General features: G+C 63.9%; 21 protein-coding genes. 15 read left to right on the top strand and 6 right to left on the bottom strand.

The window, feature by feature from the left end; translation table 11 throughout:
* Positions 1-14: 14 nt before the first annotated feature.
* Positions 15-677: an alpha/beta hydrolase gene (locus tag AC1AYX_RS06750; protein ID WP_476502794.1), complete on the bottom strand. Its 663-nt coding sequence runs from the start codon at positions 675-677 to the stop codon at positions 15-17.
* Between the two features lie 221 nt (positions 678-898).
* On the opposite strand from AC1AYX_RS06750, the gene AC1AYX_RS06745 reads away from it, so the two are divergent.
* Positions 899-2,128 carry a trans-sulfuration enzyme family protein gene (locus AC1AYX_RS06745; protein ID WP_476502793.1) on the top strand — a complete coding sequence of 410 codons (1,230 nt, stop codon included), beginning with the start codon at positions 899-901 and terminating at the stop codon, positions 2,126-2,128.
* A gap of 48 nt (positions 2,129-2,176) precedes the next feature.
* On the opposite strand, the gene AC1AYX_RS06740 is transcribed toward AC1AYX_RS06745, so the two are convergent.
* The 4 genes from AC1AYX_RS06740 to AC1AYX_RS06725 form a co-directional block, all read right to left on the bottom strand.
* Positions 2,177-3,463 carry a MalY/PatB family protein gene (locus AC1AYX_RS06740; RefSeq protein ID WP_476502792.1) on the bottom strand — a complete coding sequence of 429 codons (1,287 nt, stop codon included), beginning with the start codon at positions 3,461-3,463 and terminating at the stop codon, positions 2,177-2,179.
* Between the two features lie 134 nt (positions 3,464-3,597).
* A complete protein-coding gene (locus AC1AYX_RS06735; protein WP_476502791.1) occupies positions 3,598-4,530 on the bottom strand; it encodes a LysR family transcriptional regulator in 933 nt (310 codons plus the stop codon).
* Positions 4,531-4,593: 63 nt separating this feature from the next.
* The gene (locus AC1AYX_RS06730) at positions 4,594-5,895 is read right to left on the bottom strand and encodes an ATP-binding protein (RefSeq protein WP_476502790.1); all 1,302 of its coding nucleotides are present in this window, start codon (positions 5,893-5,895) and stop codon (positions 4,594-4,596) included.
* A complete protein-coding gene (locus AC1AYX_RS06725) occupies positions 5,882-6,772 on the bottom strand; it encodes an alpha/beta hydrolase fold domain-containing protein (protein WP_476502802.1) in 891 nt (296 codons plus the stop codon). The genes AC1AYX_RS06730 and AC1AYX_RS06725 overlap by 14 nt, the downstream gene beginning before the upstream one ends.
* Positions 6,773-8,084: 1,312 nt before the next feature.
* Between AC1AYX_RS06725 and AC1AYX_RS06720 the strand changes: the two genes are divergently transcribed.
* The 8 genes from AC1AYX_RS06720 (at position 8,085) to AC1AYX_RS06685 (ending at position 18,028) form a co-directional block, all read left to right on the top strand.
* The gene (locus AC1AYX_RS06720) at positions 8,085-9,119 is read left to right on the top strand and encodes an ABC transporter permease (protein WP_476502789.1); all 1,035 of its coding nucleotides are present in this window, start codon (positions 8,085-8,087) and stop codon (positions 9,117-9,119) included.
* The gene (locus AC1AYX_RS06715) at positions 9,116-10,063 is read left to right on the top strand and encodes an ABC transporter permease (protein WP_476502788.1); all 948 of its coding nucleotides are present in this window, start codon (positions 9,116-9,118) and stop codon (positions 10,061-10,063) included. Before AC1AYX_RS06720 ends, AC1AYX_RS06715 begins: the two co-directional genes overlap by 4 nt.
* Positions 10,060-11,769, top strand: coding sequence for a dipeptide ABC transporter ATP-binding protein (locus AC1AYX_RS06710; RefSeq protein ID WP_476502787.1), 1,710 nt, complete (start codon positions 10,060-10,062; stop codon positions 11,767-11,769). Before AC1AYX_RS06715 ends, AC1AYX_RS06710 begins: the two co-directional genes overlap by 4 nt.
* Before the next feature lie 168 nt (positions 11,770-11,937).
* Positions 11,938-13,614, top strand: coding sequence for an ABC transporter substrate-binding protein (locus AC1AYX_RS06705; RefSeq protein WP_476502786.1), 1,677 nt, complete (start codon positions 11,938-11,940; stop codon positions 13,612-13,614).
* 21 nt (positions 13,615-13,635) lie between these two features.
* Positions 13,636-14,973, top strand: a complete 1,338-nt coding sequence (locus tag AC1AYX_RS06700) for an amidohydrolase family protein (RefSeq protein ID WP_476502785.1) — start codon at positions 13,636-13,638, stop codon at positions 14,971-14,973.
* Positions 14,974-15,196: 223 nt separating this feature from the next.
* Positions 15,197-16,387, top strand: a complete 1,191-nt coding sequence (locus AC1AYX_RS06695; protein ID WP_476502784.1) for a glutathione S-transferase C-terminal domain-containing protein — start codon at positions 15,197-15,199, stop codon at positions 16,385-16,387.
* A gap of 67 nt (positions 16,388-16,454) precedes the next feature.
* The gene (locus AC1AYX_RS06690) at positions 16,455-17,099 is read left to right on the top strand and encodes a GNAT family N-acetyltransferase (protein WP_476502783.1); all 645 of its coding nucleotides are present in this window, start codon (positions 16,455-16,457) and stop codon (positions 17,097-17,099) included.
* The gene (locus AC1AYX_RS06685; RefSeq protein ID WP_476502782.1) at positions 17,099-18,028 is read left to right on the top strand and encodes a glutathione S-transferase family protein; all 930 of its coding nucleotides are present in this window, start codon (positions 17,099-17,101) and stop codon (positions 18,026-18,028) included. Before AC1AYX_RS06690 ends, AC1AYX_RS06685 begins: the two co-directional genes overlap by 1 nt.
* Positions 18,029-18,427: 399 nt before the next feature.
* On the opposite strand, the gene AC1AYX_RS06680 is transcribed toward AC1AYX_RS06685, so the two are convergent.
* Complete coding sequence (locus AC1AYX_RS06680; RefSeq protein ID WP_476502781.1) at positions 18,428-19,825, bottom strand: ATP-binding protein; 1,398 nt, start codon at positions 19,823-19,825, stop codon at positions 18,428-18,430.
* Positions 19,826-20,453: 628 nt separating this feature from the next.
* Between AC1AYX_RS06680 and AC1AYX_RS06675 the strand changes: the two genes are divergently transcribed.
* The 6 genes from AC1AYX_RS06675 (at position 20,454) to AC1AYX_RS06650 (ending at position 26,097) form a co-directional block, all read left to right on the top strand.
* On the top strand, positions 20,454-21,212 hold the full coding sequence (locus AC1AYX_RS06675; protein WP_476502780.1) for an SDR family NAD(P)-dependent oxidoreductase: 759 nt from the start codon (positions 20,454-20,456) through the stop codon (positions 21,210-21,212).
* Between the two features lie 572 nt (positions 21,213-21,784).
* Complete coding sequence (locus AC1AYX_RS06670) at positions 21,785-22,477, top strand: amino acid ABC transporter ATP-binding protein (RefSeq protein WP_476502779.1); 693 nt, start codon at positions 21,785-21,787, stop codon at positions 22,475-22,477.
* A gap of 67 nt (positions 22,478-22,544) precedes the next feature.
* Entirely contained in the window at positions 22,545-23,387 is an 843-nt protein-coding gene (locus AC1AYX_RS06665) for a transporter substrate-binding domain-containing protein (protein ID WP_476502778.1), read from the top strand.
* A gap of 101 nt (positions 23,388-23,488) precedes the next feature.
* Complete coding sequence (locus tag AC1AYX_RS06660) at positions 23,489-24,211, top strand: amino acid ABC transporter permease (RefSeq protein WP_476502777.1); 723 nt, start codon at positions 23,489-23,491, stop codon at positions 24,209-24,211.
* A 50-nt stretch (positions 24,212-24,261) separates the two neighbouring features.
* Positions 24,262-24,960, top strand: a complete 699-nt coding sequence (locus AC1AYX_RS06655; RefSeq protein WP_476502776.1) for an amino acid ABC transporter permease — start codon at positions 24,262-24,264, stop codon at positions 24,958-24,960.
* A 105-nt stretch (positions 24,961-25,065) separates the two neighbouring features.
* The gene (locus tag AC1AYX_RS06650) at positions 25,066-26,097 is read left to right on the top strand and encodes a uroporphyrinogen decarboxylase family protein (RefSeq protein WP_476502775.1); all 1,032 of its coding nucleotides are present in this window, start codon (positions 25,066-25,068) and stop codon (positions 26,095-26,097) included.
* Positions 26,098-26,169 lie beyond the last annotated feature (72 nt).

Genomic DNA, 26,169 nt, shown 5'->3' with positions numbered 1-26,169 from the left:
GTCAGGCTCCCGCACTACCAGATCTGCGGCCGCACGAACCCGTGCCGCTCGAGGAACCGCTGCACGTCGCGCAGCTCGTCCATGTTGATGGAATGTGCCATGCCCGGGTACACGTGCTCGTCGAGCGTGCCGTGCGTGCGCCAGAACGCGCTCATCGCCGCCACATCCGACTTGGGGAAGATGTCGTCGATCGCGCCATGGCCGTAGAAGACCGGCGGCTTCGCATCCGCACCCGCGCCCGCGAGCGTCGCGTCGCCGGGCAGGTCGCCGGGGGCGAGCCAGCCGGAGAAGCTGACGGCCGCCGCATAGCGCGCCGGGTCGAAGCGGAGCATGTGCGCGGCGAGCAGGCCGCCCTGCGAGAAGCCCATCGTGACGACCGTGCGGTCGGCGGGGATGTTCTCGTGCACCCAGTCGTCGATCGCCTGCGCCGCCTCCTTTGCCTGACGGGTCAGGGATTCGCCTTCCGGCACGCCCTCGTGCGCCCAGTCGCCGAACCAGGTGCCGCCCATGCCGTAGGGGATTGGGGCCCTCAGGCTTGCGTAGTCGGCGGAACCCGCGCCGCAGTAGCGCAGCAGGTCGGGCAGATCGTATTCGTTGGACCCCCATCCGTGCAGCAGCACGAACACGGGGGAGTCGGAGGAACCGTTCAGACGCGTCAAAGCCTTCGTGATCTTCATGCCTCCCAGTGTAGGCCGGGATGCCAGCGCGATAACAACCGCGATAACACCCCATAAGGAAGGCGTATAGCAACGCCGTATGTTTTCCGGACGACGTTGGTTATGCTCGGTACCAGCCGCATGGGGAACGGCCTCATGCCGATGCCGGTCGCGATACGCGCAAGCGATACGCGACACGGCGATACGCAACACGCAACACGCAACACGATAGGGGGTGCGCAATGACCAGGTTCAACACTCAGCTCGTCCACGGACTGCCGCTCGGAGACAACTCCACCGGAGCCGTGAACCCGCCGATCTACAACTCCACGACATATGCCTTTGAGAAGGTCGAGTCCATGCCCCGCTATGATTACGCGCGCAGCGGCAACCCGACCCGCGAGTTCCTGGAGAACCAGATCGCGCAGCTCGAGCACGGCACGCGCGGTTTCGCGTTCGCGTCCGGCCTGGCCGCCATCCACGCCGTGCTGAGCGTGTTCAAGCCGGGCGACCGCATCGTCGTCGGCAAGAACATCTACGGCGGCACCTATTCGATGTTCCACGAGTACTTCGCCGACCGTGGCCTCGAGTTCGTCACGGCCGACACGCATGACTACAAGGCGCTGGAGAAGGCGATCGCCGGCGACGTCGCGGAGGGCCGCGAAGCCGCGAAGGCCGTCTACTTCGAAGTGCTCACCAACCCGCTGCTCGACGTGAACGACGTGCGCGGCATCGCGAACATCGCGCACCGCTACGGCACGAAGGTGATCGTCGACAACACGTTCGTCACCCCGTACCTGCAGCGTCCGCTCGATCTGGGCGCCGACGTGGTCCTCCACTCCGCCACCAAGTATCTCGCCGGCCATTCCGATGTGAACGCGGGCCTCGTGGTCACGCTCGGCGAGAAGATCGGCCAGCAGATCTACTTCGCGCAGAACCGTTTCGGCGGCGTGCTCGCGCCGGCCGAATGCGACGCGGTGCGTCGCGGCATCCAGACGCTCGCCCTGCGCATGGACCGTCAGCAGGCGAACGCGAAGGCCATCGCCCAGTACCTGCTCGCGCATCCGCTCGTGAAGACCGTCCACTACCCGGGGCTTCCCGGCAACGAGGCGGAGCTCGCCGCCAAGGGCCTCAAGGGTGCGGGCGGCGTCCTGAGCTTCGAGGTCGTGCCGGGCGTCGATCCGGCCGACGTGCTCGACAACCTGCACATCTTCCGTCTGGCCGTCTCGCTCGGCGCGGTCGAAAGCCTCGCGGAGCTTCCGTGTCGCATGACGCATTTCGAACTGCCGCGTGAGGAGCGTCTCAAGGTCGGCATCACCGACGAGCTGGTGCGCCTGTCCGTCGGCATCGAGGATGCGGCCGACCTGATTGAGGATCTCGGCCAGGCGTTCGACATCGCCTACGACCGTTACATCAAGCGTCACGCCGGCGCCGACGTCTTCAGCGAACTCACCGCCGGCGTGCTCGCGTAAGGCTCGCGTAAAACCTGTCTAAGGCCTGCGTAAGACCCGCCTGATTCCTCAGATTAGCCCATCCTCCTCAAGCGCGGCCGCCATGCGGTCGAACGCCTCGACGAGCAGCGGGCGCGGCATCGCGACGTTGAACCGCACGCAGCCGCGCCCGGCCTTGCCGCATTCGCGCCCGTCGGTGAGCGCCACGTGCGCGCGCTCCAGGAAATACCCCGCCGGGTCGTCGAGCCCGAGCGGCGTGAAGTCGAGCCACGCGATGTACGTGCCCTGCGGCCGCGCATACCGCACCGCCGAGAGACGCCCGCGCATCGCGGCATCGACCACGTCGAAATTGCCCTTCAGATAATCGAGCACGCCGTCCAGCCACGCCGAGCCGCCGTCGTAGGCGGCGACCGCCGCGAACGCGCCAATCGTGGCCGTCTGATGCTCGGACATCTCCGCGTCGCGGAGCCACATCTCCATATCCGCCGGATTCGTGAGGATCACCTGCGCGCATTTCGTGCCGGCGATGTTGAACGCCTTCGAAGCGCTCGTCGCCGTGAACGCCTGCATCGCCGTGCGTTCGTCGATCGACGCGAACGGCACGTGCCGCGCGCCATCGTAGACGAACGGCGCATGGATCTCGTCGGAGAAGATACGCACGTCGTACCGCTCGGCGAGCGCGGACAGCCGCAGCATCTCGTCGCGCGTCAGCACCTTGCCGATTGGATTATGCGGGTTGCACAGCACGAATGCGTGGCAGCCGCCCGCGAACGCGCGTTCGATCGCGTCGAAGTCGAACAGCCATCCCGCGCCGCTGCCGTCGCCGCCGTCCTCGCCGTCGCGCAGCATCGGAATCTCGATCACGTCGACGCCGCACAGTCCCGGCACGCTCAGGAACGGCATGTACGCGGGCGTCGGCACAACGATCGAGCTGCCCTCGCCGACGATCTCGTTCAGGAAGACCTCGTACGCCTCCATCACGTCCGGCACGGTGCGGATGACCGCCGGGTCGACGGTCCAGTCGTAACGCAGCTGCCATGCGGCGCACGCGCGCGCCACCTCGCGCTTCAACGGGTCCGACAGGTAGCCGGTCGCGCCGCGCGTCGCCGCGTCGGCGATCGCGCGTGCGACGCACGGCGCGAGACCGAAGTCCATTTCCGCGATGAACGCGCCAATCGCGCCCGGGAACCGCGTCCACTTGTCCGAGCCGATGCGCACGAGGTCGTCCGCCGTGAGCGCATCGATCGCCGCCGCGTCGAACGCCGGCGTGGCGGCGCCGCACGTGCGTGCGCGCGCGCCGCAGCCGGCGGTTTCGGTGATGATGGTCTCGTCGATGATGGTGCCAGTCATGCTCATGGCGTCCATTGTCCGCGCGACGGCATCGCCGCTCAACGCCGCGGCACCACGAAATCGTGATGGCGTCCGTCCATTTGCTTATCGCGACGGACGCGGCGAGGCGGCGGCCATGCCGCGCCGCCGTCGCCGCGACGTCACTGCGCGGTCAGATACGTGACCGCCGTACGCTGCATCTCGCGCACCAACGCGTCCACCGCCGGACGATGGTCGCCGGCGCGCGTCACCACGCCCACCTCGCGCGTCGCGTAATCGTCGGCGATCGGGCAGGCGACCAGGTCCTCGCCCAGATTGATGTGCGTGTCCAGTTCGGGCACGAGCGAGACGCCCATGCCCACTTCGACCAGATTCTGCGTCGCCCAGTAGTCGTCCGTCGCGTGGACGACGTCCGGCGTGAAGCCGGCGCGCGAGGCGAGTTTGACGAGATTCGCGCGGCAGGTCGGGCAACCGGCGATCCATGACTCGTCCTTCGCGGCCGCCAGCGAGACCGGCTTGTGGTCCTCCTCGTAGCGGCGCGCCACGTCGCTCGACCGGCGCACGAGCAGACGCAGCGGATCCGAGCCGAGCGAATGGAACGTGAGATCGTCGCCCAACGGGAGGAACGACGGGATGGAACTGTAGCGGAACACGGCCGCCGCGTCCGCCTTGCCGCGCGACACCTGCACGATCGCCTCCGGCGGCTCCATCTGCGTGAGACTCAGCTTCACGTCGGTGAACATGCCCAGCTTGACCACCGTGCGCGCCGCGATCGTCGAACAGATCGACGGCGGGGCGATCAGCGACAGGTGCGAGTAGCGGCGCTCGCGGTAGTCCTCGAGTTCGCGCGAGGCGTGTTCGAGCCGTTCCGCGATCGACTCGCCGTGACGGGCGAGCATCGCGCCCGTGGCCGTCAGCCGCACGCCGTGCGACGTGCGCTCCACCAGCGTCGTGCCGCACTGCGTCTCCAGCTTCTTGACCTGCTGGCTGATCGCCGGCTGCGACCAGCCGAGCGCCTTCGCCGTGGCCGAGAACGAACCGTAGCGTTCGATCTGCCACAGGGTGACCAGCGACTGCGGGTTCAGTTCCGTCATAAGCGACTCGATTCGTTGAGGGTGGGTGGATGATGCGGTGCGTGGAATGGGTGATGCCGTCGGCTAGTTTTCGTTCGTCAGATAGGTGCGTGCGGAAATGAACGAGGCGTGCTTCCCTCGGAAATCCACATCTCCACGATAGACCACGGAACGCTGTTCCGGCGGGATGCCGAGTCCGTCTCCCACGGGCGTGAGGTTCTTGCAGAAATCGTCGCGAGCCGTCTGTCCGGATTTGATTTCGATGAGCCGCGGATGCAGGGCGTCGGTCATGTCCATGAGGTCGATCTCCACGCCGTTGGCGTCGCGGTAGAAGAACAGGCGAGGCTCCTTGTCCGCGTTGAAGTACCGTTTGATGGTCTCCCCGATGATGAGGTTCTCGAACACTTCGCCGCGCTGTGGATGATGGATGAGCGTCTCCGCGCTGTCGATGCCGAGCAGGTAATTCAGCAGTCCGGTGTCGTGGAAGTAGAGTTTCGGCGTCTTGATCAGACGTTTGCGCGCGTTCGACGCGTATGGTGCTAGCAGGAAAACGATGTAGCTGGATGTGAGAATGGATAGCCACGCCTTCGCGGTTTTACTGCTGACACCGGCTTCCGCCCCCAGTTTGCTGAAATTGACGAGCTGACCGGCGCTCTGCGCGCACAGGCGCAGAAACGTACGGAACGATTGCAGGTTGCGTACGTCGAGGATATCCGCCACGTCGCGCTGTATGTAGGTGGTGATGTAGCTGCGGTAATACACGGATTCGGGGATGTCCACCTCGTACAGGTGAGGGTATCCGCCGCGGAACATGAACGCGTCGACGGTAAGCGAGGGGTTGTCCTGAGTGGCTTCGGCATAGCTCAACGGCAGCAGCTGCATGATGCCGACCCTGCCGGCCAGTGATTCGTCCACATGCTTGAGCATGAGAAAATTCTGGGAACCGGACAGGAGATATTGGCCCATGTCATGTCGTTCATCGGATGCGGCCTGAATCTCCGAGAACAGGTCGGGAGCGTATTGCGCTTTGTCGATGAACAGATGCGAGGGGCGGGATCGGATGAATCCCACCGGATCCTCCTGTGCGCCTGTCCGGATGTTCCTGGTCTCCAGATTGAGATAGTCGTAATCGGGGAACGCATGGCGGAGCAGCGTGGATTTGCCGCTTTGCCTTGGGCCCATGACCGATACCACGGGGAACCATGTCGCCATCTGGCGGGCGCGTGCCGTAAGCGTGCGTGGGATCATCGCTGATGCCTTTCCTGCAGGTTCGTCGATCGCCGAGAATGGATATGTAGATTCGGAAGTAGGACTTATGATAATCGGGAAGTGGGACTTATGATAATCAGGAAGTGGGATTGCTGATGATTCATCAGTGGAAAGCATGCGGATTCATCAGTGGGCCGATGAAGGCGAAGATCTCGTCCAGCACGGCGCGGCTCCAGAAGTCGTTCTCGTGTTCGGCGCCGTCGACGAGGACGAGCCGCGCATCGTAGCCGTGGGTGACGAGGCGGTCGCGCATCTTCACCGACTGACGGTAGGGGACGACGGTGTCGCCCGTGCCGTGCAGCAGCAGCGTCGGCGGGTAATCGCGGCCGTCCTCCACCTGCAGGAACGGACTCATCGCGGCGGCGCGCTCACGCACCTCGTCGGTGATGCCGGTGGCGGGCGTCGCGCCCACGACGGCGGCGAACGGGCCGAAATAGTAGAGGCGGAACGGGTCGTCCTCGTGGCCGAACGCTTCGACTGCCTCCGTCAGGTCCGTGGGCGGGAAGCAGCTGACCACGAAATCCACGGCGTCGCTTTCGTCCGGCCAGGTGCCGTCCTCATAGCGCGGATCGTTCGCGGTCATGCCGACCAGCAGCGCCGTGTTGCCGCCCGACGACGTGCCCCAGATGCCGAGTCGGTCCGGGTCGACGTGCCATTGCGCGGCATTCGCGCGCAGATAGCGGATCGCCGATTTCACGTCCTCGAGATATGCGGGGAACACGTGCTCCGGATTGCGCGAGGCGTTGCGATGGTTCACCGTGGCGACCACGTAGCCTTCACGCGCGAGCTCGGCGAGCTGCGGCAGCTCGTAGTCGCGGTCCGGCGTGGTCCACGCGCTGCCCTGCACGAACACGACGGCGGGGTAGCGGCGGTCGTCACCCTCGCCGAACGTCTGCGGCGCGATGATGTCCATGACGAGATCGTCCGATCCGGTCTTGTATGCGACATTGCGTGTGACGCGAGCGAGTCCCAGCCGTTGCGGGTTCGCGGGAATGTGGACGGTGGGTGCGGTTTGCGCGGTGGGTTGCGACGGGAGAGAAGCGGTTTGCGATGATACGTTTTGCGATGATGCGGTCGGCATAGGATGCGCAGCTTTCGGTCGGAGTGGGTTGGGTGATGGGAAAGAGGTACGGATTGCTGCCCATGGTAGGCGACGCACAGCCGCCGTTCCCGTAACGGTTCATAAAGGATGGATATAGCAGGGATAGCCGTTCATAAGGAGGTCGTATAGCCACGCCGTGTTTTCGTCGATTCCGGCATGGTAGTTTCTAGGTACACGCGGAAAACGTGTGGAAATACGAGGATTCCGACCGGTGGGGGAACATCCGGGCGGAATCACGAATCAGGGGGGCACCATGGAAGGTACGAACCGTATCGGCATATTCGCCATACCACGTCGCACTGTACGAATGTGATGGCCTGCGGCCAAGGATTCAGCTAGGCCGCGGGCGGTAAACCAATCAATCTTCAAGCATGGAACGGGATTCCCGGCAATAGGGGAGCCGGAATGACCATTCCCATTCCGTGTGCGGGAACCGGCATCGTGAGAAGGGGATTCACACGACGATTCCGATTCCCATTCCAGCCGTGTACGCTACAAGGCCCTGCGTGAGCCATATCTCCAGGGCCTTGGCGTGGGGAGCAGTGGACCATGTTCGGTTTATCCCAAAACAGTGATGTCGAGCGTCATGGTCGATTTGTCCAACTGCTGACAAGGTAGACGTCAGGTTGGCTTATAAGGGGGACACCGACCTTGCCGGGGAGCAGAGATACCGTTCTAATCTCTTTCAGGTAAGCGAAACCGGATGCTCTGGAGATAAGCTTGCGACTTCGGTAATCGGAAGTAATTAATTGGAGCGGCTCGTCTATTCATATGGAACGGCCTCCGTTGCAGAGAGACATCTGCATTCGTCATGCTTGAACACAGATGTCTTGACGTTCAGTCGCCAGAGCCAATCAATTCCACCATAGCGACAAACCTTCGTTTATAGCGCGTCATAACGTCGGCCGATAAGGGCTTGAATCCTATTGGGCGACGTTATGACGCGCTATTGGCGTTAGGGATTCCAACGCCTGACGAACCGCGCGACGACGTGCATAACCGATGCTTATGTCTTGCCCTAATCAACGGTGATAGAAAACCCGTGGTGGGCGCTTCCGATGCCGTGTATAAACGAAAACAACGTTGGGGAGATCGGGAAACCACAAGTGGAAGACCCCCGCGCAGCACACATGAAACGTCATTGGACACGTCGCATCACGATCGTCGTATCGGACTGCATCGGGGAAGAGAAGGACAAACAGGCATGAGCGTCGCACAATCTGTTCAGCTGGACGGGGTCTCTCCGGCCGTCCGGCGCGAAAGCCGCAGCGAGAGGTCGACGAGGGCGCTGTGCTTCCTGCGCTTCGTCGGCGCGCGTCTCGCCCAGGCGGTGTTCGTCGTCTGGAGCGCCGTCACCCTCGCGTTCGCGGCCATCCATCTCGCTCCGGGCGATATCGTCGATTCGCTGTTGAGCGAGGCTCAGAAGAACAATGTGGAACTGCGCATGAAGGTCGTGCAGGACTGGGGATTGGATAAGCCCGTCATCGTGCAGTACGTCGGTTACCTATGGCGTCTGCTCCACGGCGATCTGGGCGTATCCTACGCGCAGAAGAAAAGCGTGAACGCGATCTTTGCAGACCAGTTCCCGGCCACCCTGCAACTCGCCCTGACCGCTTTCGTCATCGCCGTGGTCGTGGCGTTGCTCGGCTCCCTGCTTGTCAACGGACGCTTCGGTGGTTTCGGCTCCTCCCTGTACAAGGGATTCGAGCTGACGCTCCTGTCCACGCCGCCGTTCTGGTTCGGCATCCTGTTGCTGTCGATCTTCTCCTTCCGTCTCGGTTGGTTCCCGGTCGCCGGTGATACCGGCATCCGTTCGCTCATCCTGCCGGCGCTGGCCATCGGCATCCCGGTCGGCGGCAATCTGTCGCAGATTCTGCGCCAGGGCATCGAGAAGAGCTCGGAACAGCCCTATACCGTCACCGCACGCTCCCGTGGCCTGTCTCCGATGGCGATTCGCATCCATCACTCGCTGCGCCATGCCAGCATTCCCGCGCTCACTGTGGGCGGCATGATGTTCGGCGGCCTGCTCGGCGGCGCCGTCATCACCGAACAGGTCTTCGGTCGTCCCGGCCTCGGTCAGATCGCCGTCAACGCGATCAACACCAAGGATCTTCCGGTGCTGCTGGCCGTCGTGTTCGTCACCTCGCTCGTGTTCGTCACGGCCTCCACATTGCTGGATGTGCTGTACTACATCGTCGATCCCCGTCTCAAGGTCATTCGTTCAGGAGAGCAGTCATGACGCAAAGCAACGCCAATGTCATCGATTCCAAAGTCTTCCAGTCGCTCGTCTATGAAAAGGAGCGCGTCGCGTCGGTCTCCCGCACTGCGTCCGCCTCACGTACCGCGGCCATCGCCCGTGTGCTCAAGTCCGTCAGGCGTGTGCACATCGGCACGTTGCTGGCCGGACTCTATGTCGCACTGATCGCGCTCATGGTCATCGCGCCCGGTCTCTTCACGAAGGCCGATCCGCTGGAGAACGACCTGCTGTCCGTCAACCAGGCGCCGTCGGCCGCCCACTGGGCCGGCACCGACTATCTGGGACGTGACCTGTTCGCCAGAATCATCTATGGTGCCCGCTACTCCGTCGGCATCGGTCTGGCGGTCACGGTGTTCGCCCTGGCGTTCGGCATCCTCTTCGGTGTGCTGGCGGGCACCAGCCGCTCCCGGTTTGTCGATGCCGTCGTCATGCGCGGCGTCGATATCCTCTCCTCCTTCCCGTCGGTCCTGCTGGCTCTGGTCATCGTGGGCATCACCGGCGCCGGCGTGCAGAACCTGATTCTGGCCCTCGGCATCGGAGCCATCCCCTCATTGACACGACTGATTCGCGCGGAGACGAAGAAGGTGCTCACCTCCGAATACGTCCAGCAGAGCAAGACCTTCGGTCTGTCCAGGACCACTATTCTTCTGCGTCACGTGTTGCCCAACTCTCTGGGAGTCATCCCGTACATGGTCACGATGAGCGTCGGCGAAGCGATCATTGGCGTCTCCGGCCTGAGCTTCCTCGGCGTCGGTCCGCAGCCGCCCACCCCGGAATGGGGCACCATCATCGCCGAATCGCGCAACTATCTCAACGCCGCTTGGTGGACCGGTGTCTTCCCGGGCATCGTGCTGGTGCTCGCCGTGATCTCGTTCACCGTGCTGGGCCAGGCCTGGCAGGCCAAGTTCGAAAGGAGGAGCCGATGACCGCGACCGCAACGGCTGTAAAAACCGCAACGACCGTCAAGGCGGATGCCTCCGCTCCTCTGGTACGTGTGCGCAATCTCAACGTCGGCTTCGATGGTGACGAGGGATTCAAGAAGGTCGTCAACGACGTCTCCTTCACGATTCACCCCGGTGAGGCGGTCGGCCTCGTCGGTGAATCCGGTTCGGGCAAATCGGTCACCGTGCGCACGCTGCTTGGTCTGTTCGATCGAGGCGAGCGTCTCAATGCCGAAGAGTTCGAGCTGTTCGGCAAGCCGTCGCTCGGCAATACCGAGAAGGATTGGCGTGCCATCCGCGGCGAGAAGATCGGTTTCGTGCTGCAGGATGCGCTCACCTCCCTCGATCCGCTCAAGACCATCGGATATCAGGTCGACGAGGCGCTGAAAGTCCATGGTTCCGCATCCAAGACCGAGCGCGACCATGAGGTCTCCACATTGCTGTCCGAGGTGGGCATTCCCGAGCCGGATATCCGCCGTGACCAGTATCCGCACGAGCTTTCCGGCGGCCTGCGCCAGCGCGCGCTCATCGCCGGCTCCATCGCCAACTCGCCGTCCCTGATCATCGCCGACGAGCCCACCACCGCGTTGGACGTCACCGTGCAGCAGCAGGTGCTCCAGCTCCTGCGCGACCGCAAGGACTCCGGCAACGCCCTGTTGCTCGTCTCGCACGATCTGGCCGTCGTGGCCTCCGTGTGCGACCGCATCCTGGTCATGAGGCACGGCGAATTGGTCGAATCCGGCACGTCGGATCAGATTCTCAACCATCCGAAGACCGAATACACCAAGCTGCTGCTGGCCGCGGTGCCGTCCGCCCGCTCGCGTGGGCGTCGACTTTCCAGCATCGAGCATGAGCCGTTGCCTGCCAGGAACGTCGATCTCGACCATGTGGTGCTTCGGGGCGAACATATCCACAAGACGTATGCCGGTCGCCACAGCGGCGTCGTCACAGCCGTGAACGACGCGACGATTGATCTGCACCGTGGAGAGACGCTCGGCATCGTCGGCGAATCCGGCTCCGGCAAGAGCACCTTGGCCCGCATTCTGGCCGGTCTGATCGAGCCGGATTCCGGAACCGTGGAATTGGACGGCGAAGCGTGGTCTCCGCTCCCCGAACGTCGCAGGAGGAGCCGCAGGCGTGACATTCAGGTCATCTCGCAGGACCCGATTTCCTCGTTCGATCCCCGTTATAGCGTCGGCAAGATCATCGCCGAACCACTCAAGGCGTTGAAGACGTACGACCGCAAGCAGATTCGCGAACGCATCGATGATCTGCTCGACCTGGTCCAGTTGCCCCGCACCGTCATCGACCGCAACCCCCGCCAGCTTTCCGGTGGACAGCGTCAGAGGGTGGCCATCGCCCGCGCGTTGGCGACGGACCCCAAAGTGCTGATCGCGGATGAGGCCGTCTCTGCGCTCGACGTGTCCATTCAGGCGCAGATTCTCGATCTGCTCGCCGACATCCAGTCCAAGACGCAGGTGAGCATCCTGTTCATCTCCCACGATCTGGGCGTCATCCATCACATCTCGGATGCCGTCGTCGTGATGAAGAACGGCGTGATCGTTGAACAAGGCGATCCCGACCGGGTGTTCACCCATCCCGAGCATCCGTACACGAAGAGGCTGCTCGCTGCGCTACCGACCGTTCCGGTCCAAGGCGGGGAGCGAATGCCGGAAACGGCTGCCGACTGATTGACATTGCCGGCCCCGCAAGGGGCCGGGCCCACTTGATTCCCATCACTTCGACGATGCCGATTCCCGGCACCGTTTCCACCGTCTTTTCATATCTTCTTCGAATCGTTTCGTAGATTCTTGTTTTTCCATTTTTGCTTTTCGCAACACACAGAGAGGGGAACCCATATGTTCATCAACCGCATCAACCGATTGAGGACCGCGGCGGTGGCCGCCGTGCTGGCCGTCGGACTGACGCTGTCCGGCTGCGGCAGCTCCGGCGCCGCGTCTTCGGCTTCGGCCACCGACACGGCCGGCGAACCGGTCAAGGGCCAGACCATTACCTGGGGCATCGAGAAGGAGCCCACCACGCTGAACCCGCAGCTCAACAGCTCCGACGCCGCCATCCCGATCCTGCGCAACATCGCCGACTCCTACCTGTACCTCGATGACAACGGCAAGTACGAGCCGTGGCTCGCGGAAAGCTACAAGCAGAGCGACGACCTCAAGACCATCGACCTCACCCTGCGCCAGGGTGTCACCTTCTCCGACGGCGAGCCGTTCAACGCCGACGCGGTGATCGCGAACTTCGACTACTTCAAGTCCGACAAGAACACCAACCCGGGCACTTGGCTGCAGTACCTGGATTCCTGGACCAAGACCGGCGACTATTCGGTGCGCTTCACCCTCAACGCCGTCTACCCCGGATTCCTCGCGGTTCTGGCCGACACCGGCACGGCACCGATCTCCCCCAAGTCCCTCAAGGAATCCAAGGAGCTTGAGACCGGCGGCAAGTCCGTGGCGCTGACCGGACCGTATACGATCGAGGACTACCAGCAGGGCAGCCAGTTGACCCTCAAGGCCCGTTCCGACTACTCCTGGGCGCCCGAAGCCGTCACCAAGACCCTCAAGGGCAAGGAGTCTGTCCCGTACGCCTCCAAGCTGGTGTTCCGCTTCCTGCCCGAGGCCGCCACCCGAACCGGCGCCCTCACCTCCGGCCAGGTCGACATCATCAACGGCGTGCCCTCGCAGGACATCGCCCAGATCAAGTCCAACTCCTCCCTCACCTACGGCCAGGTCATCAACTCCGGCACCGCGTACACCCTGTACTTCAACACCACCAAGGCACCGTTCGACGATGCCAACGTCCGCCGCGCCTTCCAGCTCGGCGCCGACTACCAGGCCATCGTCAAGAGCGTCTACTACGGCACCGGCACGTGGGCCGACCAGTCCTTCTCCCCGGCCAGCATCTTCTACGACAAGTCCTTCACGAGCCTGAAGTTCGACAAGGCCAAGGCCAACAAGCTGCTCGACCAGTCCGGATGGACGAAGCGTGATTCCGAAGGCTACCGCGTCAACGCCAAGGGCGAACGACTGTCCATCTCCCTGTACTCCGACGCCCCGTACGTGCGTGACTCCCGTGACGTGCTCAACCAAGCCATCGCCTCCGAGCTCAAGAAGAACGTCGGCATCGAGTTCACCTTCAAGGCGCGCGATACCGGCACCGTCACCGAGACCTGGAACAAGAACACCAACGACGCCTTCGACAATTCCATGAGCGGACTCGACATCTCCACCTCCATCGACTCCGCGTACCTGTGGAAGGCCGAGCCGAACCGCGTGTTCCTCAAGAACGACCCGAAGGTGCTCGAATACGTCAAGGAAGGCCAGAACGGCGCCACGACCGAAGCCCGCAAGACCGCCTACTCCAAGCTGCAGAAGTACGTTATCAACGATCAGGCGTACATCCTTCCGCTGTACTTCCCGCGCGACAACTGGGCCGCCTCCAACAAGGTCCACGGTTTGGTGATCAGCAAGAGCGGCGGCCACATCTTCAACTCGGCCACCCTGTGGAAGCAGCAGTGAGCCAGGAACGGAGCAAGCGACATGACCACCACGCAATCCGACGTCCATGACCCCATCGGCGTCGCCGGCGCCAGGAGCAATCCCGCCCGCCGAGTGATCGCCGCCGCGCATCTGCTTACCGGGCGTCCCGGGGAACAGCTCGACGACCATGCGCTCGCCATCGACGGCAGGCATATCGTGTGGGTCGGCCCCACCGCCCAACTGCCCGCGGAGTACGCCGATTGGCCTCTTGAAAACCATCCCGGTGCGACCATCCTGCCTGGGCTGGTGGAGACCCATGCCCACTTCGGACCGCGTCCCGGCGACGAACCCGCCGTCTCCTACCCGGAACTCCACGAACAGGCGTGGAACGCGCTGCACTCCCTGCACTGGGCGCGCAGAATCGCGTCGGTCGGCGTCACCTCCGCGCAGTCGCTCGGAGCGAACTTCTACACCGATGTGGCGCTGCGCGAGGCCATCGACAAGGGGTATGCGCAGGGTCCGCGCATCGTCGCGGCCGGCCCGATGATCACCACGACCGGAGGCCACGGTTGGCGCGAAGGCGGTGAAGTGGACTCGCTCGACGATATCCGCCATGCGGTGCGTGAACATCACAAGGCCGGCGTCGACGTCATCAAGGCGGCGGCCACCGGCGGATTCTTCACCCCCGGCACCGCCCAGTGGAAGGCGCAGTTCACCGTCGAGGAGCTTCGGGTCCTCGTCGAGGACGCGCATCGTCTCGGCCATCGCGTGGCCGTGCACGCCCACGGCACGCAGGGCATCCGCCGCGCCGTCGAGGCCGGAGTCGACTACATCGCCCATGGCACCTTCATCTCCGATGACGGGACCACGCGCTTCGAGCCCGATTTGGCCGATGAAATCGCCCGCAAGGGCATCTACGTCGATGTGGCGGCACCGCCGTCCTATCCGCCGGTGGAAGGCGAGACCATTGCTCCCAGGGCGCACGATCTCTACAGCCATGGCGTGCGGATCGTCACCGGACATGACATCGGCGCGGTCATCCCGCCCGAGGCGTATCTGTATGGGCTCCATCAGCTTGAGGAGGCGGGCATTCCGCGTGCCGAGATCCTGGTCGCGGCCACATCCCGCGCCGCCGCCGCCATCGGACTGGCCGGCGTGACCGGTGTGCTCGAGGCCGGGTACGAGGCGGACCTGCTGGTCGTGGACGGCAATCCGCTCGACGACCTGTCCGCGCTGGAACGCAAGCTTCGGATCGTCATCAGGGGCGACGACTTCCACCCCGACTACGTACCCGAATACGCGGGGCGCGATTCCTCGGCATCCGAACACAAACCCACCGGAAACGTACTCGCCGAACGGCTCGAGCGCGTCCGTCGCGCCTCGTTGCAGCAGTGGTGAGGGACGTATAAGCCGACATTATCGGGGGCAACAACGAAAGGCGATATGCACGCCGACGTGTTGCCCCCGAACCATACGCATAATAATCCACAACATCGGCCGAACGCCATCCACAAGAAGGCCGGTCGAACGGCGGCGAATCGGGGGACACCATACCGCCGACCATTCACCTAATCGAAACGGACCTTGCATGTCCGTCAGCACCAACAAAGGGGAAACCATCATGGCACTCACTGTCTCGCCCATCTCGCTGAAGGCGTCCGACGTCGCCGCCGACGCTTGCGGCGTCCGTTCCGCGCAGCCGGCCGCCACGCCGCGTCCCGGCCATGACAAGCTCGACCGCCCGTTCGAGGAGACCACCGTCGAACAGACTCCGGACGGCGCCTTCCGCCGCCAGCGCAACGCCTTCACCGTGCGTTTCGGCGACCAGCCCGGCCAGGCGCCGGTGGAGGCCGGGCGATACCACATCCTCGGCGCGCTCGGTTGCGGCTGGAACCGTCGCCAGCGCATCGTCATCCGACTGCTCGGCCTGTGGGATGCGTTCACTCCGGAGATCATCTACGGCCGTGACCAGGACGGCTGGAAGCTCACCAAGACCCCGGGCGGCGTCGCTGAGAAGTTCGGCTATGATCGTCTCAACGACTTCTACCGCCGCACCGTGGGGGACCGATTCACCGGACGCGGCACTTCGCCGACCGTCATCGACCTGACCAACGGCAAGGTCGTGACCAACAACTACCACATCCTGAGCAACGATCTCGAGACCGCATGGGCGCCGTTCCACAAGCAGGGCGCGCCGGACCTGTACCCGCAGGAGCTGCGTCAGGAGATCGACCTGCTCAACCAGCAGCTGTTCGACGACATCAACAACGGCACCTACAAGGTGAACTTCGCCACTTCGCTCGGTGCCGCGAAGGCCGCCTACACGATCTTCAAGGCCCGTCTCGCCGACTACGACTTCCGTCTCGCCTCCCGTCGCTACCTGTTCGGACCCAACTTCACCGACTCCGACGTGCGCCTGTTCCAGACGCTCGAATCGTTCGAGTTCGGCTACCGTCCGGGCTTCGTCCGCACGCTCGGCACCGAGGACATCGTGCACGTGTGGGACTACCCGAACCTGTGGGCCTACGCCCGCGACCTGTTCCAGACGCCGGGATTCATCGACGACCCGGAGCTGTTCGAACTCGGATACGTCCCGGACGAGGACGGCAACTACACGCGCGACCCGTTCACCCGCGACGAGGGCACCACGCCCCAGTCCGTCAAGGACGAGCGCAAGGCCATCTACGAACGCTGGCTCGAGCCCGCCGGTCGCGAGAACCTCACCGGTTCCCCGTTCTACTCCGGCCCTGGCGTCGGCGGCTCCTACGAGCTGTGGAAGTTCGGCGCGTTCAACAACTACTACGAGGCCTGAGAAGGACCATTCCATACACATCTCCGCCCTTGTCCCGGAGCCGGTCGGCCGGAGTCGGACAGGGCGGATGGTGACATCCTGGAACGACGAAAGGGAGAATCCCGATATGACGACCGTTGCGACGCTGCCCGACGCGCTGCTCGTCGAGGATCTCGGCGACGGCTTCACCCTGCGCATCGCCCGTGAGGACGAGTATGGGGCCGTGGGCGACGCGTTGACGGCGGCATTCACGGATGGATGCTGGGTCACCCCGGAATATGAAGCGGGGCTGCGTCGTATCGCCGAACGCGCCGAAACCTCCGACGTGTGGGTGGTCGTCGGCGCGGATGGCGTAGTGCAGGCCGCGGTGCTCACTCCGAAGCCGGAACACCATCACGAGGAGCGGTACACGTTCAACATCCTCGGCGTCGCACCATGGGGGCGTGGTCATGGTTTCGGCCGAAAACTGGTCGAGCATGCGCTGGCGGTCGGTCGTACCTACGGCTACCGGACCTTCGAACTGCACTCCAGCCCGCAGATGACGCACGCCCACCGGTTGTACTATTCGTGCGGGTTCCACCGGCGTCCCGACTGGGAGACCATCATCGTGGATCGGGGGCAACGCCTGCTGACCTTCACACGAACCGACTACGCATTCGCCGATACCAGCGTGAAGACGGGTGCTCGGCCGGAAGCGGCATCTGCAACGCAACGGAAAGGAAACGAACAGTAATGTCGCAAGCGACGCAATCGACAAAGGCATCCGTGGTGTTCACGCCGTCCGACATCGCACGCAGACTGCCCGCCGGCGAAGTGGACGAACTGGGATTCTTCGCATCGCGTTGTCCGGCGGCACCGATTGTCGTGGAGGACGGTGCGTATCGCACCTCTGCCGAGCTCTCTTCGCCGATTCTGTCGGCGAGCCCGCTCGACCCGCGTGCATGGTCGTCTTTGATCGCCGCGCGGTGGGGGAGCGGAGATTCCATTCCCACGCGTTCCGCGGAATCCAAGTCGGTATCGGTGGGAGTTTCGGTTCCCGAAGTCCTGTTGCTCGATGCCCGTGATCGTGACTCGTCCGCCGTGACGGTCAGCGACGACTGGCGTCGTCTCAGCCGATGGGTCGAACAGTCGCGTGCCGCCGCATCCGAACTGTATCCGCGGGAACTTGCCGCGCGTATCGACGCCCTCGATGACGTGATTGATCGGGACCTCGTCGACACCTTGTTCGCCGTCGTGCATTTGTCCGCGGATGCCGGCGACGAGCAGTTGGATCGACGCGACTTCCTGCACGGCGCACAGGGGCATGCCGTGTTGCGGCGCGTGTTCTACGCGCGTCTCGGATGGTTCGACGATATTCTGTCGCGCAACGAGTTCGTTCTCGGAGACCGGTTCACCGACGTCGACGCGCACTTGTTCGGCGTGCTGCTCACATTCGACATCGGTTATCGCAACGCGTTCCCCGTACCGGACGCTGCGGTCGTCGATTATCCGCATCTATGGGAGTACGCGAAACGCATCTACGCGATCGAAGGTCTGGTGTCCGATGCAGACAAGCGTGCCATCGGACTGCTGCCTCAGGCGGATGGCACCTATGCTGCACCATGGGGTGCGCCTGCATTCACCGAAACGGTGGACGACATCCGAGCCGCCTGGAACGCGTGAGATTTCGACGTCAAAGTGCCATAGCGATTGATGGCGAAATAAGTCAGGTTTTCTCCACAATCCGTAGAGACGGCCGGCCGCAAGAGTAGCCGATGGGCATCACGTGAACGTGGTGCCCATTATGTTTGCCGGACCGCAGATTTTGCCGTGTCCGCTGCGGGGCTTCTTCGTCATATCGGCACGGGTTCCCTCCATATTCGTCACGCCTCGCTCCTCGCCAGTCACGCTTCGCTCCGGGGTCAGCCACGTTTTCGCGTGGCAAACCCCGGAGCGAACCGTATGCAATCGGGAGCGAACCGTATGCAATCGGGAGCGGACCGCCGTAGACCGCTGCGAACCGACCGTGAGGGCGATGCGGCTGCCGGTGCCGGCATTGCTGCCGACCCGCACCTGCACCGATCATTCGGCCATGTCCTCGAACGGGACCAGTTGCAGTGCCTCGTCCTTGTCGGCCAGACGTCTGAGGTCGTCGGTGAAGCCGCTTTTCGAGAACAGGATGTAGTGCTTGTCGGGGTACGGCAGCAGCAGGCCGCGACGCCGGAGTGTGTGGTATTCGGCCTCGCCCATGGGATTGTTGCGCCATTTGCATTCGCAGAAGATCGCCTGTGAAGGATCGTTTCCGGTGGCGATGATGTCGATTTCCTCCTGCTGCCGGGTCTTTGGGTCCGAGCCCCACCAGCGTCCGGCCTGCAGTACCGGGAACGGCAGCTGGTCGTATCTGCGTCCCCACAGCCATTGCAGGCTCATGTCCTCGAATACCTGTCCCATGAATCGTGGCAGATCGTCCATGACCATGTCGGCCACGAGGTCGAGTCTGCGGGCCTGCAGCGCGGACATGCTACGCGGAACATACCGGTACCAGAAGCGGAAGAACGAGTCCTTGATCCGATAGATGGTCTTCCGGTGGCTCTTCGCGCCGAACGGCGTCTCCTTGTCGAGGATGCCGAGGTCGATCATGTTGGTCAGATATGCCTGTGCCTGTCCTGTCGGCATGTGGCTGGCCGAAGCGATTTCGCTCATCCGTGATGAGCCGGTCGCGATGCTGTCGATCATCGCATTGTATTCGGCCGGCTTGCGCACTTCCTGCTGCAGGAGCATGTAGGGCTCGTCGAACAGGTTGCATGAGGGGGAGAGCATCCTGTCCCTGATCGTGGCGCGGATGTCGTCGGCGGGGTCGAGCCATTCGAGGTATTGGGCCACGCCGCCGGTCAGCCCGTAGGCGATGGCCGAGTGCTCCTTCGTCAGCTCATGCGTGTATTCGCGCGTTTCCTCGAAGGTGAACGGGTTGAGTCTGATGGATCCGGTCCTCCGACCGTACAGAGGGCTTTTGTAGTCGAGTACCTGTCGTTCCATGAAGGACATGCTCGACCCGCAAAGGATGAGCATCAGGTGGCTGTCGTCCTTATGGCGATCGATGGCATGCTGCAGTATCGACGACACCGATCGATCGGCCTGTGCAAGGAATGGGTACTCGTCGATCGCCCACACCAGGCGTTGGCTCTTCGCCATGTCGAAAACGGCGTCCACCGCGCTTTGGAAGTCACGGTAAATTGGGGCGTTCGTCTCCAGTCCGCCGCCGTTGCGGTAGGCGCCGATGGCATTGCTGAGCGCGATGAGGTTTCCCTGCATGGTGGACTCGATCGCCGAGTAGAAGATGCCGGGCTTGTCTTCGAGGAATCGGTTGATGAGCGTGGTTTTGCCGATTCGGCGACGGCCGTATACGACGATGCATGCGAATCGTCCCGAATCGTATGCCTGCTCGAGTTGACGCTGTTCCTCGCTTCGCCCTACGAACATGGCTCCGTGCCCTTTCTCAATTAGGTATATCGCAATATAGTATATTGCGATATACTAGTATATCGCACTGCGGAATCACCGATGATGAACCTCTCGACCCCGCCTGATGGCCGCTACAGACAGTGTGCCATGTACAAGGGCAGTCTCACGCGTTCTCCCTCGACTTCCATCTGCCGGGGATGCAGTACGTACTCCTTGCCGAGCCGGTTGCCGTACAATGCGCGGAACTTGTCGAGTGACGACGTGCCATACCGTTTGGTGGATTTCACTGGCGTTTCGGTATGTTCCGCCACAAGATACACGAAATCAATGGTGTGGAGTCGCCTGCTTCTACACGAAATCAACAGTGTGGAACCACCGGATTCTACACGAAATCAACAGTATGGAGTTGCCGATTTCTACACGAAATCAACGGTATGGCCGCAGATTCCGGCGTCTTCCCCACATCCCCGGCCCATCGCCCATAACCGATTCCTATAGACGCGTCCCGCCAATCGCGATACCGGTGCGACGGGTCGCGAGCCGGATTCCTGATAGCATGCGTGCAGTGCCGCCGCAGACGGCGGTCGCGAAGGGCTCGAATCGTCGTGGCATGCGATCGCGGCGATACGCATGAAGGGGAATGACCATGGCCGATACATCGAATACACCAAATACGCCGAATACACCAAACGCAACGAACCCGCGCACGGCGGTCGTCACCGGGGCGAGCGGCGGCGTGGGTGGCGCGCTGGCGCGGTTGTTGGCCGCGCGCGGATGGCGCGTGATCGCGCCGGTCCGCTCGCAGGCCGCGTTGTCCGAACTCGACGCGATCGACGGCGTCGAAGCCGAACGACTCGACTTGTCGGACGGCGAGCAGGTGCGGCGGTGGGCGGAGCGGACCGCCGCACGACTCGACCGTCTCGACCTGCTGGCGCACGTCGCCGCGGCCGGTCCCACCGGCAAGGCGGTGGACGCCGGCCTCGACCTGTGGGAATCGACGTTCGCCGTCAACGTGATCGCGCCGGCGACGCTCACCTCGGGATTGATCGCGCCGATTCGCGCGGCGCGCGGCACCATCGTGTTCGTGAATTCCGGCGCCGGCACGCGTGGCGTGCCGAACCACGCCGTCTACGCCGCGAGCAAGCACGCGCTGCGCGGCTATGCGGACACGTTGCGTCTGGAGGAGTCGGCGAACGGCGTGCGCGTGAGCACGGTCGCGCCCGGTCCGATGGACACGAGGATGCTGCGCGAGGACGACAGTTGGGGCGCGTTCCGTCACGAGGACGTCATCGATCCGGCGAGCGTCGCGAACGCGATCGCATGGATCGCCGACGCCACTCCGGACGTGCAGATCACCAACATCGACGTCCGCCCCCGCCAGGAGCTCTCCATCAAAGTGAAATGATGGGCCCGTCACCCGCGACCGGGGTGGGGTGCGGGGAACCGCACAATGAGCGGTTGGGCGGCGGCGCATTGGCCGACGGGGACGAAGACGGGCGTGGCCTGCGGCGCGCCCGTCTTCGGCGTATCGGGGTTCCGGTCCAGTCCCAGCAGCTGTAGCAACGTCGCCAAGCGGGATGATTCCGCCGGATTATGTGATTTCCCATCGTGTCGCGTCGCCATCGTTCCCCCGTTGCCGAATGTGCGCGCCCCCGCGCGTCACGTTTGAAAACCAGCGTATCCGGCCCGCGGCCGGGCCATTCCGGCGCCGTTAGCCGGTTTCGCTATGGACGGTCATCCACCGAATCTATGACCCTGCCGCGCACGCCCTGCGCCGTTGCGGCGCGCGGGTCTGATAGTCGCGTATAGGCAACGGTTATACGTGACGGCGCATTTCCGCGTTCGTCGTGCCGTATATTCGCTGTCGTCCGCGATTCGTCGCGGGCAGGTTGGGGAACATCGTGGGGGATGGCGGATGACGGGAACGTCGTCCGCCATGGTCCGCGGCATCATCGCATGATTCGGGGGAATCAGGATATGACTTTGCGGCTCAAGGGGATCGGCTACCGCGTCAAGGGGCGCACCATCCTGGACGGCGTCGATCTGACGGTCGAGGCGGGGCGTACCGCCGTGATCCTCGGCCCGTCCGGCGTGGGCAAGTCGACGCTGCTGAAGAACATCACGTTCCTCAAGCCCCCGGTCCAGGGCAGCGTCACGCTGGACGACCGCACGGTCGCCGCCGGCGAGGCGAAACCAGCCGACGTGGCGTGGCTGCGCCGCACCATCGCCACCGTCTTCCAGACCTACCCGCTGTTCAACCACCGCACGGTGCTGGAGAACATCGTCGAGCCGTTGCGGCTCGTGCACGGGCTCAAGCGCGAGGAGGCGGAACGGCTGGCGAAGACCAATCTCGAGCAGCTGCGTCTGGGGTCGAAGTTCGACGCCATGCCACGCGAACTGTCCGGAGGCGAGAAGCAGCGCGTCTCCATCGCGCGCGCCCTCGCCGCCAAGCCGAAGGCCGTGCTGTTCGACGAGCCGACCTCGGCGCTCGACCATGCGCTGGTCGGCGAGGTCTGCCAGACGATCCGCGATCTGGAGGGCAAGGGCATCGCGAACGTCGTGGTCACGCACGACATCGACTTCGCCCGGCGTCTCGACGCGGACGTGTACGAGCTCAACGGCACGCTGCGCCCGCTGAGCGGCGTCGACGAGTTCATCGCCGGCCGCTGAGGCGCCGCGCAATCCGCGATATCGCATATCGCATATCGACAAGACGTCAAGAAGAAGGGGAATCACCATGCCCAAGACCACCATCATCCGCAAAACCATCGCGCTCACCTGCGCCGCCGCGGCCCTCGCCTCGCTCGCCGCATGCGGGTCCGGCACCGCGTCCGGTTCGGGCGACGCGAACGCGAAGACGATCAGCATCGCCGTCGCCGCGAACTCGAAGCCGCTGAGCTACACCGACGACAACGGCCAGCTCGCCGGCTACGAGGTGGACGTGCTCAAGGCCATCGACGAGGACCTCAAGGACTACAAGTTCACCTACGAGGCCGTCGCCGACGACGCCGAGACCGTCGGCATCGACTCCGGCAAGTACGCGCTCATCACCGGCGGCTACTTCAAGACCGACGAACGCGTCAAGAAGTACCTGATCCCGGACGAGACGACCGGCATCTCGCTGATGAAGATCTACACGCTGCCGGGGGAGAAGGACATCAAGTCCCTCGACGACCTGCACGGTAAGAAGGTCGCCCCGATCTCCCCGGACGGCGGCGTCAACAAGCTCGTCACCAAGTACAACGCGGCCAATCCGGACAAGGCCATCACCGTCACCCACCAGGACAACGTGACGATGGCCCAGAACTTCCAGGGCCTCGTCGACAAGAAGTACGACGCGGTGATCGAACCGGAGCAGAGCTTCGACGTGAACGCCATCAAGAAGAGCCTCGGCGTCGACTTCCGCGCCACCGAGCCGGTGGAGGTCGACCAGCAGTACTTCCTGGTCTCCAAGAAGCAGCCCGAGTTCTTCAAGGCGCTCAACAAGTCCATCACCAAGCTCAAGAAGGCCGGCACGCTCAAGGACCTGTCCGTCAAGGACTACGGCGAGGACGTCTTCAAGTACGACACCCAGCAGTGACGTCGCCGACGCCGCCGGCATCGCCATGACGTCGCCGGCGTCGCCGCCATGACCCCGCACCGCACCATCATCGACGATCATCGACAAAGGACCCGCATCCCGTGGATTTCGCATACGTACTCACCCTGCTGCCGGCGTTTCTCGTGAAACTGCCGTACACGCTGGCCATCGTCGCCGGCTGCTACGCCGTCGCGTTCGCGCTCGCGTTCCTGATATTGCGGGCCCGCGTCGACCGGATCCCGGTCCTGTCCGCGATCCTCGACGTGTACGTGTCGTTCGTGCGGTGCGAGCCGATCGTGCTGCTGCTGTTCCTCATCTACTTCGGACTGCCGCAGCTGCTCGGCAACTTCGGCATCGACATCACGTCGCTGACCAAGACGACGTTTGCCTGCGTCACGCTCGTCTTCTTCAACGCGGGCTGGCTGAGCGAGATCCTGCGCGGCGCGTACCTGAGCGTCACGCCCGACCAGTTCGAGCTCGCCGACTCGCTCGGCTACAGCAAGGGTCAGCTGTGGCGGCACACGCTGCTGCCGCAGATCGTCGGCATCGCGATCCCGGACCTAGGCAACGCGGCCGTCGACCTGCTCAAGGACACGTCGCTGCTGTTCACGATCGGCGTGGTCGACATGATGGGCCTCGCCTCGATCAAGGTGGCGAACAACTACGGCGTCAAACAGTCCGAGGTGTATCTCGCCGTCGCGCTCATCTACTGGGTGGCGGCGCTCGTCATCGAAGCCGTCGTCCATCTCGCGAAACGTTCCAACCGCTACTACCGCGTGGTCGACGAGGCCTCGCGCGCCCGTCTCGCCGCGGACGCGGCCTGACGGACGCGACCGGAAGCCCGCAAACGAAGGAAGAACGAAGGAAACCACCTATGCCGGCATTACTGGACTACCTCATCAAGATCGCCGTCATCGTGCCGTCCGTGCTGCTGCACGCGATCGTCATCCTCGCGCTCGGCCTGCTGTTCGCGATCCCGGTCGCGCTCGCCTTCCGCGCCCGCGTGCCCGTGCTCTCGCAGCTGCTGCGCCTGTACACGTCGTTCTTCCGCGGCACGCCGATCCTCGTGCAGCTGCTGTTCTGGTACTACGCGCTGCCGCAATGGTCGTCGGCGATGCTCGGCACGGTGGGCATCCACGTGAGCAAGAACTCGGTGAACGCGACCGTCGTGCTCATCTTCACGTTCGTGCTCGTCTACATCGCCTACCTGCAGGAGACCGTGCAGGCCTCGCTCGCCTCCATCGACCCGAACCAGCTGGAGCTCGCCGACTCGCTCGGCTACACGCGCTGGCAGAAGGCGATCCACGTGATCGTCCCGCAGGCCGTCGTCTACGCGTTGCCGAACCTGTTCAACATGTTCATGAACATCATCAAGGCGCTGTCGATGGGCTTCACGATCGCCGTGATTGACATCTTCGCGCAGGCGAAGCTCATCGCCGGCCTCAACGGCGACTACATGACCTCGTACACGGCGGCCGCGCTCGTCTACTGGGCGTTGTGCGGCGTGCTGTTCGTCCTCATGAACCTCTACCTGCGCCGCCGCGACGCCTCGCTCACCGGCGTGCGCCTGTGACGTGACCCGCGCGTCCGCCATCCATCCTTACCCATCGAACAACACCGTCGCCGCCACCGCCGCATGACGACGACGCCACCCACGCGGCAAACGAAAGGCACCATCATGACCCGCGACCGCAGACAGGAATTCCACGACCTCGCCAAGGGGGAGGGCAGCACGCCGTACCTGACCAGCGCATGGCAGCATTTCGTCGGCGACGAATACGACGTGGAGCGGCAGGCACAGGCGCACATCGACTTCGTGCGCAAATGGGACTGGGACTACGTGAAGATCAACCCGCGCTCCGCCTACTACGCGGAAGCGTTCGGCGCGCACTTCGACCCGGACGACTACGGCACCGGCCGCTCCCCGCGCCTGCTCGACTACCCGGTGAACGCTCCGGAGGACCTGGCGAAGATCGCGCCCGTCGACCCGACCGCGAGCAAGCCGTTCGCCGACCAGATCGCCTCCGCGCGGATCATCCGCAGGGAGCTCGGCGACCGCGCGATCCTCGAGACCGTGTTCTCGCCGCTCACCGTGCTCCTGTTCGTCGCCGGCCTGCCGCGCATCAACGGCAAGCCGCTCTACGGCGCCGCCCCGAAGCTCGACAAGGACACGCTCCTGTTCACCGACAAGGAGGCCACCGCCAAGGCGCTCGACGCGATCACCGAGACGCTCATCGCCTACGTGAAGACCGTGCTCGCGCCGGTCGAACAGGGCGGTGCCGGCCTCGATGGCATCTTCTACGCGGAGACCGGCATGGCCAGCCGCGGCTACTTCACGTACGAGCAGTTCGAGGAGCTCGCCCGCCCCTACGACGAGCGCATCCTGGCCGCGGTCGGCGACGGCGTGAAGCTGCTGCACACCTGCCGCGATCATGCGAACCCCGACTGGTTCGCCGACTATCCGATCGACTTCCTCCAGTGGGATCCGTACGTGCCCGGCAATCCGCCGATCAGCGACGACTTCAACGCCGTACCGGTCAGCGGCCCGGACGCCGTGCTCATCGGCGAAGGCACCGACATCGACGAGCTGAAGCGCCAGGTCGCGGACACGGTGAAGGCGCGCGAGGGCAAGCCGTTCCTGCTCGCCCCGAGCTGCACCGTCCCGCCGAAGCCGGACGACGCCCACCTGCGCGTGCTGCGCGAGGCGTGAGTCCAGACATGAGAACGCCTCCCGTACCGTGTGGTACGGGAGGCGTTCGTCGTTTCGTTTCGTATCGTCGTG

The organism is Bifidobacterium sp. LH_419 (assembly GCF_056356955.1).
Note: the sequence above shows the minus strand (reverse complement) of the source record. Positions and strands in the feature narration are given on the sequence as shown.